We start from the raw sequence: 16,602 nt of genomic DNA on the forward strand, positions 1-16,602 counted from the left end.
AGCGGTTTTTCAATCACCGATGATGGCGACTGAAAAACCGCTATCGCGAGCAGGCTCACTCCTACAGTGGATCTGTGATCAGCCGAAGAACCAGTAGCAGACCCCGATGGCGCCGACCACACCAGCAAACTCCGCCAGCAACGCGCAGCCCACCGCATGCCTCGCTCGCTGAATCCCCACCGCGCCGAAGTACACCGCCAGCACATAGAACGTGGTCTCGGTACTGCCCTGAATCGTTGCGGCGACCAGTGCCGGGAAGCTGTCGACGCCTGAGGTCTTCATGGTTTCGATGAGCATTGCCCGCGCGGCGCTGCCGGAAAACGGTTTGACCATCGCCGTCGGCAATGCGTCGACGAAGCGCGTGTCCCAACCGGCCCACTCGACCAGATGGCGAATGCCGTCCAGGCCAAAATCCAGCGCTCCAGAGGCGCGCAGTACGCCAACCGCACATAGCATCGCGACCAGATACGGCAGAAGATTTTTCGCCACATCGAAGCCTTCTTTCGCGCCTTCGACAAACGCTTCGTAAACCTTGACCTTGCGCATTGCACCGATCAGCAGAAACAGCATGATCAGGCCGAACAGCGTGAGATTGCCGAGGATCGACGACAATCCCGCCAGCGCAGTGGCAGAAAGCGTGCCGAGCAGCGCCATGAAGCCGCCGAGGATCAGGGCGCCGGGCACCAGATAGGCCAGCACCACCGGGTCCCAGATCCGTAGCCGTTGCATGAAGGCCACGGAGAGAAAACCGACGATGGTCGAGCAACTGGTCGCCAGCAGAATCGGCAGGAACACCAGGGTTGGGTCCGGCGCGCCTTGTTGAGCGCGGTACATGAAGATGGTCACGGGCAGCAGGGTGAGCGACGAGGCATTGAGCACCAGGAACAGGATCTGCGCATTGCTGGCGATGGTGGCGCTGGGATTGAGCTCCTGCAGCGCTTTCATGGCTTTGAGGCCGATAGGCGTGGCGGCATTGTCCAGGCCGAGGCCATTGGCAGCGAAGTTCAGCGTGATCAAGCCAAGGGCAGGGTGGCCGGCGGGGACTTCCGGCATCAGCCGCAGGAATAGCGGGCCGAGCACCTTGGCCAGCCATTCGACGATCCCGGCTTTCTCGGCTATGCGCAGAAAGCCCAGCCATAGGGTCAGGGTGCCGAACAGCAGCACCATGACTTCGACCGAGAGCTTGGCCATGGCGAAAATGCTCTCCACCATCGCCGCGAAGATCCCGGCATTGCCGCCGATCAGCCACTGCGCCAGCGCCGACACGGCTGCCACGATGAAGAAGCCAAGCCACAGGCCATTAAGCATCAGTCAAATCCCCCGAAGAATGCGGCGAATGATAGCGGGGTCGCCAGAAACGACAAACCCCGGATTGCTCCGGGGTTTGTATGGCTGACTCGGTCCACTGTAGGAGTGAGCCTGCTCGCGATGAGGGCGGCACATTCAACATCTCTGTTGTTTGATACACCGCCATCGCGAGCAGGCTCACTCCTACAGGGTTTTTGTGTCAGTTCTTGGAAATTTCGCCAGTTGGCAGTTTTTCCTTGCTGCGCCAGTGCGGCAGGGAGTTCCAGTAGCGCTCGCCCTTGGCGTCGTCGTACATGCCTTCCCAGCGCGCGATAACCAGCACCGCCAGGGCATTACCGATCACGTTCAGTGCGGTACGCGCCATGTCCATGATGCGGTCGACACCGGCGATGAACGCCAGGCCTTCCAGCGGAATGCCGACGCTGCCCAGCGTCGCCAGCAGCACCACGAAGGACACGCCCGGTACACCGGCGATGCCTTTGGAGGTGACCATCAGGGTCAGCACCAGCAGCAGTTGCTGGCTGATCGACAGGTCGATGCCGTACAGCTGGGCAATGAAGATCGCCGCGATCGACTGGTACAGGGTCGAGCCGTCGAGGTTGAACGAGTAACCGGTCGGCACCACGAAGCTGCAGATGGCTTTCGGCGCGCCGTAGGCTTCCATTTTCTCGATCACCCGTGGCAGCACGGTTTCCGAGGAAGCGGTGGAGTAGGCCAGCACCAGCTCATCCTTGAAGATGCGCATCAGCTTGAGCACCGAGAAGCCGAACAGCTTGGCGATCAGGCCCAGCACCACGAAGGCGAAGAAGGCGATGGCGACGTAAACCAGGATCACCAGTTTCGCCAGCGGCAGCAGCGAGGCGAAGCCGAAGTTGGCGACAGTCACCGCGATCAGGGCGAACACGCCGATAGGGGCGTAGTTCATGATCATGTGGGTGACTTTGAACATGCTTTCCGAGACGCCCTGGAACATCTTCACCAGAGGCTCGCGCAGGTCCGACTGCAGGCTCGACAGGCCGAGACCGAAAAGAACGGAGAAGAAGATGATCGGCAGCATTTCGCCGCGGGCCATGGCTGCGAAGATGTTCGACGGGATCAGGTTGAGGATGGTCTCGATGAACGCATGTTCATGCTGCACTTCAGCGGCGGTCGCCTGGTACTTCGAGATATCGACCGTGCCCAGAGTGCTCATGTCGATGCCGGTGCCCGGGTGGAACACGTTGGCCAGCGCCAGGCCGACCACGATGGCGATGGTGGTGACGATTTCGAAATAGATGATGGTCTTCAGGCCGATACGCCCGAGCTTCTTGGCGTCGCCCACGCCGGCGATGCCGACGATCAGAGAAGAAATGACGATCGGGATGACGATCATCTTGATCAGACGGATAAAGATATCGCCTGCCGGTTGCAGGACGTTGCTGATCCACCAGGCCTTCTCGGCGCTGAAGTGGTTGAGCAACGCACCCAGTGCAATCCCCAGAACCAGACCTATCAGGATCTGCCAGGCGAGGCTGATTTTTGCCTTCTTCATTATCTTTACCCTTACTTGCGTTTGACTCAGGCACATGCAGGAACTGGAACGCTCATCAGCGGAAAAGTCTGTGCATCTGCCTCCGTATAAGGTGCCCCGAAGTGCGTATTTACGGCTCTTCGGCAGGCGAAAAAAGGCGCAACTATTCCGATGCAAGGTGGCGCCGTCTAATGCCGTAAACGCCTACCCTATGCCGAATCGGCATGAGCTTTTTCAATTGAAACTGGCGTCCCAAGCGGTTCGATTGTGACATTTCAGCCGGCATAAGTGCCGTGAACCGGCCATTACAGCGTAGGCTGGTTAAATTTCGCACAGCGAGAATCGGCGGAATTTTCCGGAAAAATTCTGAATTGAAAGCCTATAAGTCACACGAATCGAGCGCGATCTTTGTCGATATACGGTCGTCAGGAAACACCGCGAAATGTTTCCCGCGCAGTGTCGGCGATTCGAAGAAGGGGATTAGCGTGCTGGATCAATGATTTGGCTGATTCAAAGCCCAGCGCAGATTCGTCAGACCATCGGGTCGACGAACCTGCGGCGCAGCTTTTACCCTGACCCGGCCCTTGCGCAGGTACTCCCTGTACCCGTAGGTCACTCCGACCCTGTAGCAGTCAGAACGTCCCGGCCCCCTGGTCATGCACCGGCCCTCATCGGGTGGCGCAATGGAAAGCAGCGGGGCGCTGCTTTCGTGTTCAAGAATCCTGTGCGTCCTGCATCAGTACCACTTCGGATCTTTCTTCAGGGTTTCCATCAGCAGATCCTGCATGCCCTGATCAGGTTTGCCGAAGAAGCGATACGTCGCGTGTCGCGTTGGCGACTTGTCCTGCGGCAGACCTTCCGGGACATCGACCAGCATGGCGTAGGCGTCATCCTTGTCGAAGCTGAAGGCAACGATCAAACGGTGATTCAGGCACTTGTCCTGACTCTCGCAGAGTGGACCGACCAGATACTTGTCGCCATCTTCCGTAACGGCATTCATCTGTTGCTCAGAGGTTCCGGACAGGTTGATCACCCACTCCGGTACGCGCTCTTCCTTTTTGATCACACCTTCCCAGGTTTCGCGATACTGCTCGTCGGAAGCGAGCAGTTCGTTGACCCGGGCCTGGCCGTCATTGGCCGCCATGGCCATGGCACTGCCGCCCAGAAGCAGGGCGGCGGCCAATGTCTTGAGACCGATCATCGTTAACCTCGGCCGCGACGGCCAAAGAAGAAGGAAGCGATGAACATCACCAGGAACACGACAAAGAGAATCTTGGCGATACCCGTGGCGGTGCCCGCGATACCACCGAAGCCCAGTACGGCGGCGATGATGGCAATGATCAAGAATGTAATTGCCCAGCTCAACATGGTGATTCTCCTTACTTCTCTATTTAGGGGTGTTTGCGGTTTCCGACGCTCAGGCGTCCGAATCTGTTCAACGACTTAGAAAACCCAGCGCTCTTCCCGTGGCAGTTGGTCCAGCGGTTGCGCCTGGTCTACATCGATCATGTGCATCGAAGCGTTTTCGGCCTGGCTGCTGCTCACGGCACTGAAGTGCTTTTGAGTGCTGTGCTGCATCGAAATCAGTGGCTCGGGTTTGCGGCTGTTTTCCCAGCTCATGTATTGCTGGCAGACGATCAGGGTGATCAACAACGCCAGTACGCCGAACAGACCTTGCTGGATCTGCAGTGGCGAGATACGTACTTGGGCGGCAGTTGGGCGAGTCATCCTGTGTTCCTCACGCTTGTTCGGTTGGGGCAGTGCTGATCTGCCCGGGCTGAGTGAGGTATTGCAGCCTGCATGCCAGTTTTTTGCTGTCTGAAAATATCAATAAAAACAATGGCTTACGTACGCTTAAGAAATTTCCTGCGACGCATCCTGCACGATGGCTCTTCTGCGGTCGTGCGCAATGCACGATTATTTCGTAGGAAATTTCGATGATATGGAATTGCTACCGGTACGCAGATGTCAGAAGAGGACGCAGGACCTGCCCTGCAAATCGCTGACTGTTTTAAAACTCAACGAAATCAATGAATTGGCCGTTATGGCAGTAGAGAGCTACCCTCCTATGGCTGGTATCGTTCAGAATCAACCATGCAACTTGCCCGATTTTTCCGGGACTAACCCAAGACTAATCACTATGGAGCGTAGGAAAAATGGAATCTGCCACTGAGCAACAAGGCCGCATTCTGCTGGTGGACGATGAATCCGCCATCCTGCGTACGTTTCGTTATTGCCTCGAAGACGAAGGCTATACAGTCGCCACGGCCAACAGCGCGGCGCAAGCCGAAGCTTTGCTGCAACGCCAGGTCTTCGACCTGTGCTTCCTCGATTTGCGCCTGGGCGAGGACAACGGTCTCGACGTCCTTGCGCAAATGCGCATTCAGGCGCCGTGGATGCGCGTGGTGATCGTCACCGCGCATTCGGCGGTCGACACCGCCGTTGATGCCATCCAGGCCGGCGCCGCCGACTATCTGGTCAAACCGTGCAGCCCCGACCAACTACGTCTGGCCACCGCCAAGCAGCTGGAAGTGCGGCAGCTGTCGGCGCGTCTTGAAGCCCTCGAAGGCGAGATCCGTAAACCGAAAGACGGCCTCGATTCCCACAGCCCGGCGATGAAGGTCGTACTGGAGACTGCCCGTCAGGTCGCGAACACCGACGCCAACATTCTTATCCTCGGCGAATCCGGCACTGGTAAAGGTGAGCTGGCCCGTGCAATCCACGGCTGGAGCAAGCGCGAGAAGAAGTCCTGCGTAACCATCAACTGTCCGTCGCTGACTGCCGAGCTGATGGAAAGCGAGCTGTTCGGCCATAGCCGTGGCGCCTTCACCGGGGCCAGCGAAAGCACGCTCGGTCGGGTTAACCAGGCTGACGGTGGCACGCTGTTTCTCGACGAGATCGGCGACTTTCCACTGACGTTGCAACCCAAGTTGCTGCGTTTCATCCAAGACAAGGAATATGAGCGGGTGGGCGACCCGGTGACTCGCCGGGCCGATGTGCGCATTCTCGCCGCGACCAACCTCAACCTCGAAGACATGGTCCGCGACGGTCGCTTCCGCGAGGATCTGCTCTATCGCCTCAACGTCATCACCCTGCACCTGCCGCCATTGCGTGAGCGCGCCGAAGACATCCTGACCCTTGCCGATCGCTTCCTCGCACGTTTCGTCAAAGAGTACGCGCGCCCGGCGCGCGGCTTCAGCGATGAGGCGCGCGAAGCGCTGCTCGGTTATCGCTGGCCGGGCAACATTCGCGAGCTGCGCAACGTGGTCGAGCGGGCGAGCATCATCTGCCCGCAGGAACGCGTGGAAATCAGCCATCTGGGCATGGCCGAACAACCGGCCAACAACGCGCCACGGGTCGGTGCGGCGCTGAGCCTGGATGAGCTGGAGAAAGCGCACATCGGGGCGGTTCTGGCCACCGCTGGCACACTGGATCAAGCGGCGAAAACCCTCGGCATCGACGCCTCGACCCTGTATCGCAAACGCAAGCAGTACAACCTGTGAGCACTGCGCGATGAAACTGGCGATCAAGCTGCGCACGCGCCTGTTCCTGAGCATTTCTGCACTGATCACCGTGGCCTTGCTCGGGCTTCTGCTCGGGCTGGTCAGCGTGATGCAGATGGCCGGGTCGCAGGAAGCGCTGGTGCGCAGCAACTTCGTCACCCTGGATCTGGGCCTCAAATTGCGCCAGACCCTCGGCGATCAGTTGATCATCATGCTCGCGGAAAAGCCCGACCCCGTTGCCTTCGAAGCGTCCAAGCAGCATTACTTCCAGTTGCTCGACCAAGGCATCGCCCAGCAGTCGGAGAGTGAAGATCAGCCTTACGGTTTCCGCCAGGCCAAGGCCGATTACCTTAACTTCCTCGACTCCTTCGATGTCAGCGCCGAAGCGGCGAAGGATGCCAGTACCAGCGCGGATTTCCGCGAGCGCTTCAATATCCTGCGCAACGGTTTGATTGCGGAACACAAGCACGCTCTGGGCAGTATCAACGAGGTGCAGCACGCCGCCCGCGAACGTGCCTTGCTGATCGCCGGGCTGCTCGGTCTGGTCGGGCTGGCGGTGCTGATCATCGGTTTTGTCACAGCGCAAGGCATTGCCCGCCGCTTTGGCGCGCCGATCGAAGCGCTGGCCAAGGCTGCCGATAACATAGGGCAGGGTAACTATGACGTGACCCTGCCGATTTCCACCGCCATGGAAGTCAACCTGCTGTCGCGGCGCTTCGGTCTGATGGCCGAGGCGTTGCGCGAACACCAGGCCATGAATGTCGACGAGCTGTTGGCCGGTCAGCAACGCCTGCAAGCGGTGCTCGACAGTATCGACGACGGTTTGTTGATGATCGATCGCCAAGGCCAGCTCGAACACCTCAACCCGGTCGCTCAGCGTCAGTTGGGCTGGGAAGATGATCGTCTCGGCCAGGGCTTGGGCACCGCACTCGGTCGCCCGGAACTGGATGCACAACTGCAACTGGTGCTGCGCGGCGGCACGCTGGAGCGGGCGCCGGAAGATCTGAGTATCGAAGTCGATGGTGAATCGCGCCTTCTGACTTATAGCCTGACGCCGGTCAGCCACACCCAGGGGCATATTCTCGGCGCGGTCATGGTGCTGCACGACGTCACCGAACAACGTGCCTTCGAGCGGGTTCGCAGCGAATTTGTTCTGCGCGCTTCCCATGAATTGCGTACGCCGGTGACGGGCATGCACATGGCTTTCGGGCTGTTTCGTGAGCGGGCCAAGTTTCCGGCGGAGTCGCGCGAGGCTGACCTGCTGGATACGGTCAACGAGGAAATGCAGCGCCTGATGCAGTTGATCAACGACTTGCTCAATTTCTCGCGCTACCAGAACGGTTTGCAGAAACTCACCCTGGCGCCATGTTCCATTGAGGACTTGCTGGAGCAGGCGCAGCTGCGCTTTGCCGAAGCGGCGGCGGCCAAGGGTGTGGCGCTGAACGTCGAGATTCAAGGGCCGTTGCCACGTTTGCAGGCCGATCAGGCGCAACTCGATCGTGTCCTCGACAACCTGATCGACAACGCGCTGCGCCACACTGCACGCGACGGGCAGATCCGTCTGCAGGCGCGTCGTCATGGCGAGCGGGTGATCATCAGCGTCGAAGACAACGGTGAAGGCATTGCCTACGGCCAGCAGGGGCGGATCTTTGAGCCGTTCGTGCAGGTCGGTCGCAAGAAGGGTGGCGCCGGGCTCGGCTTGGCGCTGTGCAAGGAAATCGTCCAGTTGCACGGTGGACGCATGGGCGTTTATTCGCGGCCGGGGCAGGGCACCCAGTTCTACATGGCGCTGGCGGTTTAGGCTTCGTCGTCCATACGCCGTCCTGCGAGCCGGCGTCCGCGGGTGATCAGTTCGATGAACTGCACGGCGCTCAGCGCGTGGGCGAACAACCAGCCCTGACCGAATTTCACCCCTTCACTGCTGAGCAAGGTCGCCTGGGATTCCAGTTCGATGCCTTCAGCAATCACCTTCAGATCCAGCGCCTGCGCCATGTGAATGATGTGCGGCGCGACGCCGCTGCTTGCCGCGTCATGGCCCAGCGCATCAATGAAGGCCTTGTCGATCTTCAGGCAATCCACTGGCAGGGTCTGCAGGTAGGCGAGGCTGCAGTAGCCAGTGCCGAAGTCGTCGATCAGTACCTGATGGCCAACGTCGCGCAAGGCTTGCAGGTTTTCCCGAGCGACGACCACATCGATCAGGCCGCGCTCGGTGACTTCGAAGGCAATCTGCCGCGCCGCAACACGGTGCAGCGCCAGCAGGCGCGCCATGACCTGGCCGATGCGCGGCACCATGACATCGCACGCCGCGAGGTTCACCGAGATATACAGCTGCGGATTGGCGCGCAATAACTGGCCCAGTTGTTCGAGCAAACGCTGCAACACGAAGTCGGTCATCTGCCGGATCTGTCCGGTGTTCTCGGCCATCGGAATGAACAGGTCGGGGCTGGTCAGCGTGCCGTCCGGGCGCCGCCAGCGCAGCAGGGCTTCGGCGCCGACGCAGTTGCGGCTGTCGAGGTCGAAGATCGGTTGATACAGCACCTGTAACTCACCCCGACGGATCGCCCCGTGCAACTCGGCATCCAGCGATTGCCGCTGGCGCACCAGCAGGAAGGTCAGAAACCCGACAATGGCCCCGGCAATCAGGCACACCGGCAACAGCCACCACCACACCGCAGGGATATGCACGCCAGTGCGCGGCGTAATCAATACCAGCTGGTATTCCGGATTATCGGTGGGCATGCGATAGATCAACCGCGTTTGCGTCACCTGCAGTGCATCACGACTTTTCGGTGGCCAGGGTTCGGTGGGCGGCCAGACCTGTGCAAAGCCAAGTACCGGGATCGCGCGAGTGCCGTGATCAAGCACCACCAGCAGGCTGCTGCCGGGCGACAGATCGACCATGTCGGTCAAATGCCCGCGCGAGGTGGCGACGCGAAAATTGCCGCGACCGAGCATGAGCGCCGCGCGGTTTTCATCAGGTTCAGTGGTGGTGTTCAGCCAATAACTGTATGTCGGGCCCTGGATGTCCGGAGCACGATCCAGCGACAGGCCTTCCTGACGCGGACGATTGGAGCAGAACCGCGAGGCGTCCATGTAGGCGGCCTCGTAGACGAAGCGATAGTTGAAAGTGACTTGCTGCAAGGTCGCGATCATTTCTTCGTCGCAGCCGCGCAGGGGCTGGGCTTCGAGATCGTCGAGGCTTTCGCGCAACTGGCCGAACAATTGTTCGAGGCGGGCGAGGAAACGCTCACCCTGCGCGTTCATTTCCTGGCTCTCGCGCAACTCCATCTGCCGCATCGCCGCGAACATACTGCCAGCGATCAGCAGGCTGGCACTGAGGACAGCCGCGATCATCGCCAAAAAACCGGGGCGATAAAACCAGCTACGCAGCGTTTCTCGGGTAGCAGCCATCAAGGAATTTCCGAAGAATTACCATGAGTTATAGCTGCTGATTACGATTTCGCCCTGACCGTCGGGCGGGCGTCATTATTTTGTCTGGTTGAGGACCAAAAGAAGTGCGGCCGTTTGCGCATCCGGCGTGCCGTCGAAACGGGCGGGACGGTAGTGCATCTGGAATGCGGCAAGGACATGGCGGGTGGCTACATCCAGCTCACCGGTCTGCGGCGTGTCGTAGCCCAGCCGGGTGAGTTGCGCCTGGAACCAGCCGATTTCCGGCAGTGGACTGCTGTTGAACACGGCCTGCTGACGCGCCACGGCTTGTTCGTTCGGCCACAGGCCCAAGCCCTCATCCGCGAGACGTTTCCACGGGAACAGTGGACCCGGATCGAGCTTGCGCAGAGGCGCTATATCGCTGTGACCAATGATGTGTCGGGGGCTGATGCCGTTGCGTTGGCTGATGTCCTTGAGCAGGGTGATCAGTGACTGGATTTGCGCTTCGCTGTACGGGTACCACAGGCGCCCGGTCGGGGTGTCCTTGTAGCCGGGATTGACGATTTCAATGCCGATGGAGCTGGAGTTAAGCCAGGTACGGCCCTGCCACTGACTTTCGCCGGCGTGCCAGGCGCGCTGGTTTTCGTCCATCAACTTATAGATCGTGGCGCCCTTGTCATCGCCGATCAGGTAATGGCTGCTGACCTCGCCATGGGTCAGCAATTGCAGCGAACGCTCCAGCGATGCCGAGGTGTAATGCACCACGACGAACTGGATGCGGCTGTCGTAATTGGTCGAAGGATGGCTGGTGTCGTAGCGCGGGCCGCTGGCGCAACCAGCGAGGACGAGCAGCGAGGCAAACAGGGCAAAGAATTTCATGGCAAAGGACGATACGCAAAAGACAATAATGCAACAGTGTAACGTACGGATCTGGCCAGAGTCCGCCAGCGGGCGGATTTAAACAAAATGGAACAATTGCCTCAGCCCAGCTCCACGCGGTTGCGTCCGGCGTTTTTCGCCCGATACAGCGCCTGATCGGCTCTTTTCAGCACCAGATCGCTGTGTTCTCCCACCCTGAAACAAGCCAGTCCCATGGAAATCGTTATGGTCACCCGCTCGCCCTTGAAGTGAAACGGGCAGGCCTCAATCGCCGCACGCAGGGTTTCCAGCAGCTTCGCGCCTGCCGCTGGCGGCGTTGCCGGCAGTAACAGCACGAACTCTTCGCCGCCGAAGCGAGCAATGAAATCCGAGCCGCGCAGGCGTTTGCGCAGCACCGTGGCGATGATCTTCAGGACTTTATCGCCGGCCAGGTGGCCGTAGCTGTCGTTGATGCGCTTGAAGTGATCGAGGTCGAGCATGGCCAGACTCAAGGTATTGCCGTGTTGCTGCCACTGCTGGATTTCATGCTCGAGGCGTTCACTCCACGCCGCGCGGTTGGGCAGGCCGGTCAGCGGGTCGATCAGGGCTTTCTGCCGCTGCTCCTCGAGATGTTCGCGGAAACCCAGAGCTTCCTGTTCCATATGCGCCACGCGCTCCGACAGGCTCTTCAGTCTGGCGGCGACTTCCTGCTCGCGGGCGTCGCGCTGTTTCTGGTGCTGATCCATGGTGCCGAGCAGGCCTTCCAGATGATTCTCCAGCACATGCTTGAGGTCATCGAGGTCGGCAGCTTGCTGGACGCTGCTCTGCAAGCCGTCGACCTGTTCACGGATCTGCGAATCCATGGCCCGCGCCGCCGAGCTGTTGTCGGCATGCCCTTCGCTGGCCGCTTGCAGGTTGCTCTGAAACGCTTCGAGGCGTTCGTTGAGCTGTTGCAGATAGGCTTCGAACTCATGTTGACCGCTGTCGGTAATCGCCAGCATCAAGGTTGCGAGATCGTCGAGGATCGGCAGCAATTCGTACCAGTTCAAGCCGTGCTTCAGCCGTTCGCGCATGGCTTCGGCTTGGGGCCGATGACGCTCGGGCAGGGTCAGGTCGTCGAGCAGGCCGATCAGCGTGTCTTCGATATGCCTGGCCACGGAGCTGTAGGACGGCTCCGGCGAGTCCGGCAAGGCGAAGAGGATGTCGTGTTCCGGCTGATCCGGGTCGATGGCGGCCAAAGCCTGGGCGATCGGCTCGGGCAAGGGCAGGCTATCGAGAATCAACGCGGACGGATCGCCGGGGTGGCTCAGTTCGTCGGGATTGACTGCCTCGGTGGCGGGCGATTGTACCGAGGGGCCTGGCGCCACGGATGCGCCTGGCTCAAGCTGCACTGGCTCGGCTTCAACAGTGACAACAGGCGTCGTGAACGCGACGACTTCCGGTTCGGGCGCGACCTGCACAGGCGTCTGGACGGTCGCGGCGGGAGCCTCAATCGCCGGTTCAGGGTCTGTGACCGCTGCCGTTTGCGTGGGTTGCGGTTCGGGTTGCTGAGCTTCGACCGGCTGCGGCACGGGTGGTGCTGGAATGTCTGCCGCGGGTGCGGTGGTTTCCTCACTCTCGCGACTGCCAAACAGACGCTGCAACAACCCCGGTCGGCCCGGTTCGGCAGGCGTTTCCAACTGACTCAAGGCCTTGCCCTGCAAGCCACTGAGCTCGCTCAGCAGCAGGGGCATTTCCCGCGCCTGACCGACGCGGCTGTCCAGTTGTTTGGCAAATTTCTTCAGCGGTTGCGCGACTTCCCGCGGCAAGGGAAGGGCCTGCAACTGGGTGACCAGCGCGGTCAACGAGGTGCTGACCTGATCGATGCGGGTTTCGCGGCGTTGCTCGGAATCGAGCACGGCTTTTTCCAGGCGCGGCAGCAGGGCGGCGAGCCCTGCGTCCATGTCATCGGTGCGCACGACTTCGCGCATTTCCTTCATGCACTGATCGACAGCCTTGTCGGTGCCTTCGGCCGCCAGCGTGCTGCGCACCAGCCCGCGCCGCAGCAGGTCGAGTCGCGCGGCCCAGCGGCGTTCGAGCTTGTCCTGCTGTTCGATGCTCTTGAGGTACTTCTCTTTCCAGCGCTGGGCGTCGTCGCTCATTCACAGGTTCCGCGAGGGGCAGGGCTCAACGCGGGCAATGCGTCGGCCGTGAGCGAACCCGGCAGACGAATTTCCACCGCGACCGGCAGGTGATCGGAAATGGGCTGGGCCAGCACCTCGACCTTTTCCAGGGTCAGGGTCGGGCTGAGCAGAATATGATCAAGGCAACGCTGTGGGCGCCAGCTGGGGAAGGTCGCTTCCACCTGCGGGGCCAGCAGGCCGAGATCGCGTAACGGCGAGTGTTCGAGCAGGTCGCTGGCGTGGGTGTTCATGTCACCCATCAGCACCTGATGCTTGTAGCCGCTGATCAAATCACGAATGTAGGCCAGTTGCAGGCTGCGCGTCCGCGCGCCAAGGGCCAGATGCATCACCACCACCACCAGCGCTTCCGGACCTTCGCCGAAGCGCAGCAGGATTGCGCCGCGACCTTTTGGACCGGGCAGCGGGTGATCCTCGATCGCCCACGGCTTCAGGCGACTGAGCACGCCATTGCTGTGCTGGGCCAGCCGGCCGAGGTTGCGATTGAGTTGTTGATACCAGTAGGGGAAGGCGCCGAGGTGGGCCAGGTGCTCGACCTGATTGACGTAGCCCGAACGCAGGCTGCCGCCATCGGCTTCCTGCAGGGCGACCAGATCGAAGTCGCCGAGCAGGTCACCGATCTTCTGCAGATTGCCGGAACGCCCGGTGTGCGGCAGCAGATGCTGCCAGCTGCGGGTCAGGTAATGCCGATAGCGCTCGGTGCTGATGCCGACCTGAATGTTGAAACTGAGCAAGCGCAGACGCTGGTCTGCGGGCAGGCCCGTAGACGCCAGATGATGCTCGTTGACCTGCGGATCATGCAGGCCAACGATGCGTTCGGACTTCCAGCGGCGCATGGCGAATGCCGCGCTTAGTTGGCAGCCGCCTTGTTAGCCGCTCGCTCTTTGGCGACCAGATCGTCAGCCAGCTTCAATGCTTGCTCGGCACCGCCGGCAGAGCCGATGTCGAAGCGGTATTTACCGTTGACGATCATGGTTGGCACGCCGGTGATTTCGTACTTCTTGGCCAGCTCTTTGGCCTTGTTGATCTGACCTTTGATCGCGAACGAGTCGAAGGTGGCGAGGAACTTGTCCTTGTCCACGCCTTGAGTGGCGAGGAAGTCAGCCATGTCGTTCTTGTCGGTGAGCTTCTTGTGTTCTTTCTGAATGGCGTTGAAGACCGCAGCGTGAACCTGGTGCTCGACACCCATCGCTTCGAGGGTCAGGAACATCTGGCCGTGAGCGTCCCACGGTCCGCCGAACATCGCCGGAATGCGCACGAAGTTGACGTCGGACGGCAGTTTTTCAACCCACGGGTTGATGACGGGTTCAAAGGCGTAGCAATGCGGGCAGCCGTACCAGAACAGCTCGACCACTTCGATCTTGCCAGGCACTGCAACCGGGACCGGGTTGGCCAGTTCGACATAAGGGGCGGCAGGGGCTTCAGCGGCCTGGGCGGTGAAGCCGAACAGGCTGGCAGCGACGAGGGCGGCGCTGATGATCAGATTACGCATGCTTTACTCCTGGACAATTTGGGTCGCCTCGCTCGACCTGTTTCGACACAGATCCTGGCGGGCATGAGTGCTGTAGTGTAACGGCAGCGGCCACAAAAAAGGGCGGCCAAAGCCACCCTTTTTATACTTGCTGCGAAGGATTAATCGAGCGTTAACGTGGCAGGCGTTGCGCGCCTCGCTCAACACTCGAACAAGGCCCTCAGTGCAGGCCCTGGATGTAGCTGGAAACCGCAGCGATGTCTTCGTCGCTCAGCTTGCGCGCGATGGTGCGCATGGTCATGGCATCACCGTCATTGGCGCGACCGTCGACTTCCTTGCGGAAATCGGTCAGTTGCTTGGCGATGTATTGAGCGTGCTGGCCACCCAGATGCGGGAAGCCTGCGGCGGCGTTGCCGGCGCCATTCGGCGAGTGGCAACCGGTGCAGGCTGGCAGGCCTTTTTCCAGGTTGCCGCCACGGAACAGCGCTTCACCGCGCGCGACGATCTTCGGATCGGCGGCGCCGACGCTGCCTTTCTGGCTGGCGAAGTATGCGGAGATATCGGCCAGATCCTGATCATCCAGGTTGGTCAGCAGCCCGGTCATTTCCAGAACCACGCGTCTGCCCGACTTGATGTCGTGCAATTGCTTGTCGAGGTAGCGTTCACCCTGACCTGCCAGTTTCGGAAAGTTCGGCGCCATGCTGTTGCCGTCCGGGCCATGGCAGGCCCCGCACACGGCAGCTTTGGCCTGGCCTGCTGCGGCATCGCCGGCAGCATGGGCGACGCCTGAAATTCCCACGGTCAACAGCAGACTCACGATCAATTTGTTCATCAGCTAATCCAACTACGGCTAAGGGTTAAGTTATGGACCGGGCTTACTCTCGCTCATCCACAGGATGATGGCCTGGTAATCCTCGGCACTGCAGTCCATGCACAAACCACGCGGCGGCATCGCCTTGAAACCCTGGGTCACGTGTTGCACCAGCGTCCCCATACCTTTCGCCAACCTCGGCGTCCAAGCTTCCTGATCGCCTCTTGCGGGCGCCATGGGTAGTTGGCCGGAATGACAGGCACCACAAACACGGTTGTACACAGCTTCCGGATCCTGTGTAGCCTGTGCGCTGTAAAGCGGCACCAAGACTCCGGCAGCCAGCAGCCATTTCGTCATAAAACGACCTTTTCAGGGTTGAGAGCGTTCTGCGTTCTAATGCGCAATCAAAGTCTGGCGCTCTCGTGAACTTCATCCTTCGCTGGGACAAAGCACACACAAAATCTGCGGCATTATATACTGGCGTCACTGAAACGGAAGCGACACCGCGTTCCGCGCCCATTCCCGGCGCCGCCCACATCGGAAATCCCATGCAACTCAAGAATCCCATCCTCGGCCTGTGCCAACAGTCCACATTCATGCTCAGTGCCGCCAAAGTCGATCAATGCCCTGACGACGAAGGCTTCGAAGTGGCGTTTGCCGGTCGTTCCAACGCTGGCAAATCCAGCGCGCTGAACACCCTGACCCACGCCAGCCTGGCGCGCACCTCGAAAACTCCGGGTCGCACACAGCTGTTGAACTTCTTCAAGCTAGACGATGATCGCCGTCTGGTCGACCTGCCGGGCTACGGTTATGCAAAAGTACCGATCCCGCTCAAGCAACACTGGCAGCGCCACCTCGAGGCTTACCTCGGCGGTCGGGAGAGTTTGAAAGGTCTGATTCTGATGATGGACATCCGCCCTCCGATGACCGACTTCGACCTGCTGATGCTCGATTGGGCCGTCGCCGCCGGCATGCCGATGCACATCCTGCTGACCAAGGCCGACAAGCTCACCTACGGCGCAGCCAAGAACACACTGCTGAAAGTACAGTCTGAAATCCGCAAAGGCTGGGGCGACTCGATCACCATCCAACTGTTCTCCGCGCCAAAACGCATGGGCCTGGAAGAGGCTTACACCGTACTGGCCGACTGGATGGAACTGGCAGACAAAAACACCGAGGCCGCCGCCGAGTAAGACAAGTTCAAAACTGTCTGTGGTGCTGTCAGGCAAGGCAAAAGCACCGCTAAAAAGCGGAGTTTAGGGAACCTAAATGAGCATTTTTAGCGGTGCTTTTAACGCAGCATGACGGCATCACAGCCAGTTTTGAGGCAAAAAAAGCCCCGGGATTCATTGGGGAGGGAGAATTCCGGGGTCTAAGTTCCGAACCGCTAGGGCGGGGTTCAGATATCTGCCAACACTTAACACAACATAGGAGCATCGAAGGGCTTCACCAGCCATTCAGTACCTCTGAGTGTTCCAGCGGCAGATTAGTTCAGATTTTTTTCAAAAAGCTTTGGAATAGCCTCAAGCATTTATCGGTCTAAGCCGGTTTCCCGGGCTTGCCGCGACGCC

Annotated in this window: 15 protein-coding genes; 3 read left to right on the forward strand and 12 right to left on the reverse strand. The window is 60.0% G+C overall.

What is annotated here, in order from left to right; all coding sequences use genetic code 11:
• Positions 1-78: 78 nt before the first annotated feature.
• The 5 genes from DCO47_RS05215 to DCO47_RS05235 all read right to left on the reverse strand — a co-directional run bounded on the left by DCO47_RS05215 (position 79) and on the right by DCO47_RS05235 (position 4,546).
• Positions 79-1,308, reverse strand: coding sequence for a nucleoside recognition domain-containing protein (locus DCO47_RS05215; protein ID WP_042608285.1), 1,230 nt, complete (start codon positions 1,306-1,308; stop codon positions 79-81).
• Between the two features lie 199 nt (positions 1,309-1,507).
• Positions 1,508-2,839, reverse strand: coding sequence for a glutamate/aspartate:proton symporter GltP (gltP, locus tag DCO47_RS05220; RefSeq protein WP_083353904.1), 1,332 nt, complete (start codon positions 2,837-2,839; stop codon positions 1,508-1,510).
• A gap of 715 nt (positions 2,840-3,554) precedes the next feature.
• Entirely contained in the window at positions 3,555-4,019 is a 465-nt protein-coding gene (locus DCO47_RS05225; protein ID WP_042608286.1) for an inhibitor of vertebrate lysozyme family protein, read from the reverse strand.
• A 2-nt stretch (positions 4,020-4,021) separates the two neighbouring features.
• Entirely contained in the window at positions 4,022-4,186 is a 165-nt protein-coding gene (locus DCO47_RS05230) for a DUF1328 domain-containing protein (protein ID WP_003177151.1), read from the reverse strand.
• Positions 4,187-4,261: 75 nt separating this feature from the next.
• Entirely contained in the window at positions 4,262-4,546 is a 285-nt protein-coding gene (locus tag DCO47_RS05235; RefSeq protein ID WP_039757148.1) for a hypothetical protein, read from the reverse strand.
• Positions 4,547-4,974: 428 nt separating this feature from the next.
• Here DCO47_RS05235 and algB point away from each other — a divergent pair, with 428 nt between their 5' ends.
• Both algB and DCO47_RS05245 read left to right on the forward strand, forming a co-directional pair.
• On the forward strand, positions 4,975-6,321 hold the full coding sequence (algB, locus tag DCO47_RS05240; protein ID WP_116657646.1) for a sigma-54-dependent response regulator transcription factor AlgB: 1,347 nt from the start codon (positions 4,975-4,977) through the stop codon (positions 6,319-6,321).
• Between the two features lie 10 nt (positions 6,322-6,331).
• Entirely contained in the window at positions 6,332-8,122 is a 1,791-nt protein-coding gene (locus DCO47_RS05245; protein WP_116657647.1) for an ATP-binding protein, read from the forward strand.
• On the opposite strand, the gene DCO47_RS05250 is transcribed toward DCO47_RS05245, so the two are convergent.
• The 7 genes from DCO47_RS05250 to DCO47_RS05285 all read right to left on the reverse strand — a co-directional run bounded on the left by DCO47_RS05250 (position 8,119) and on the right by DCO47_RS05285 (position 15,388).
• Positions 8,119-9,732 (reverse strand): EAL domain-containing protein, encoded by a 1,614-nt coding sequence (locus DCO47_RS05250; protein ID WP_064365233.1) that lies wholly within the window; start codon positions 9,730-9,732, stop codon positions 8,119-8,121. The genes DCO47_RS05245 and DCO47_RS05250 overlap by 4 nt on opposite strands.
• Positions 9,733-9,807: 75 nt before the next feature.
• Positions 9,808-10,590, reverse strand: a complete 783-nt coding sequence (locus tag DCO47_RS05255) for an N-acetylmuramoyl-L-alanine amidase (RefSeq protein ID WP_116657648.1) — start codon at positions 10,588-10,590, stop codon at positions 9,808-9,810.
• Between the two features lie 101 nt (positions 10,591-10,691).
• Positions 10,692-12,710, reverse strand: coding sequence for a GGDEF domain-containing protein (locus DCO47_RS05260; protein WP_116657649.1), 2,019 nt, complete (start codon positions 12,708-12,710; stop codon positions 10,692-10,694).
• Complete coding sequence (locus tag DCO47_RS05265) at positions 12,707-13,585, reverse strand: endonuclease/exonuclease/phosphatase family protein (RefSeq protein ID WP_116657650.1); 879 nt, start codon at positions 13,583-13,585, stop codon at positions 12,707-12,709. Before DCO47_RS05265 ends, DCO47_RS05260 begins: the two co-directional genes overlap by 4 nt.
• Before the next feature lie 14 nt (positions 13,586-13,599).
• On the reverse strand, positions 13,600-14,241 hold the full coding sequence (locus tag DCO47_RS05270; protein WP_042608291.1) for a thiol:disulfide interchange protein DsbA/DsbL: 642 nt from the start codon (positions 14,239-14,241) through the stop codon (positions 13,600-13,602).
• A 199-nt stretch (positions 14,242-14,440) separates the two neighbouring features.
• Positions 14,441-15,052, reverse strand: coding sequence for a cytochrome c (locus DCO47_RS05280; RefSeq protein WP_083353908.1), 612 nt, complete (start codon positions 15,050-15,052; stop codon positions 14,441-14,443).
• Between the two features lie 30 nt (positions 15,053-15,082).
• Positions 15,083-15,388, reverse strand: a complete 306-nt coding sequence (locus DCO47_RS05285; RefSeq protein ID WP_039757140.1) for a cytochrome c5 family protein — start codon at positions 15,386-15,388, stop codon at positions 15,083-15,085.
• A 191-nt stretch (positions 15,389-15,579) separates the two neighbouring features.
• Between DCO47_RS05285 and yihA the strand changes: the two genes are divergently transcribed.
• Positions 15,580-16,224: a ribosome biogenesis GTP-binding protein YihA/YsxC gene (yihA, locus tag DCO47_RS05290; protein ID WP_116657651.1), complete on the forward strand. Its 645-nt coding sequence runs from the start codon at positions 15,580-15,582 to the stop codon at positions 16,222-16,224.
• The last annotated feature ends 378 nt before the right edge of the window (positions 16,225-16,602 follow it).

It is taken from the genome of Pseudomonas sp. NDM, from assembly GCF_003105095.1.
GTDB classification, from domain to species: domain Bacteria; phylum Pseudomonadota; class Gammaproteobacteria; order Pseudomonadales; family Pseudomonadaceae; genus Aquipseudomonas; species Aquipseudomonas moraviensis_A.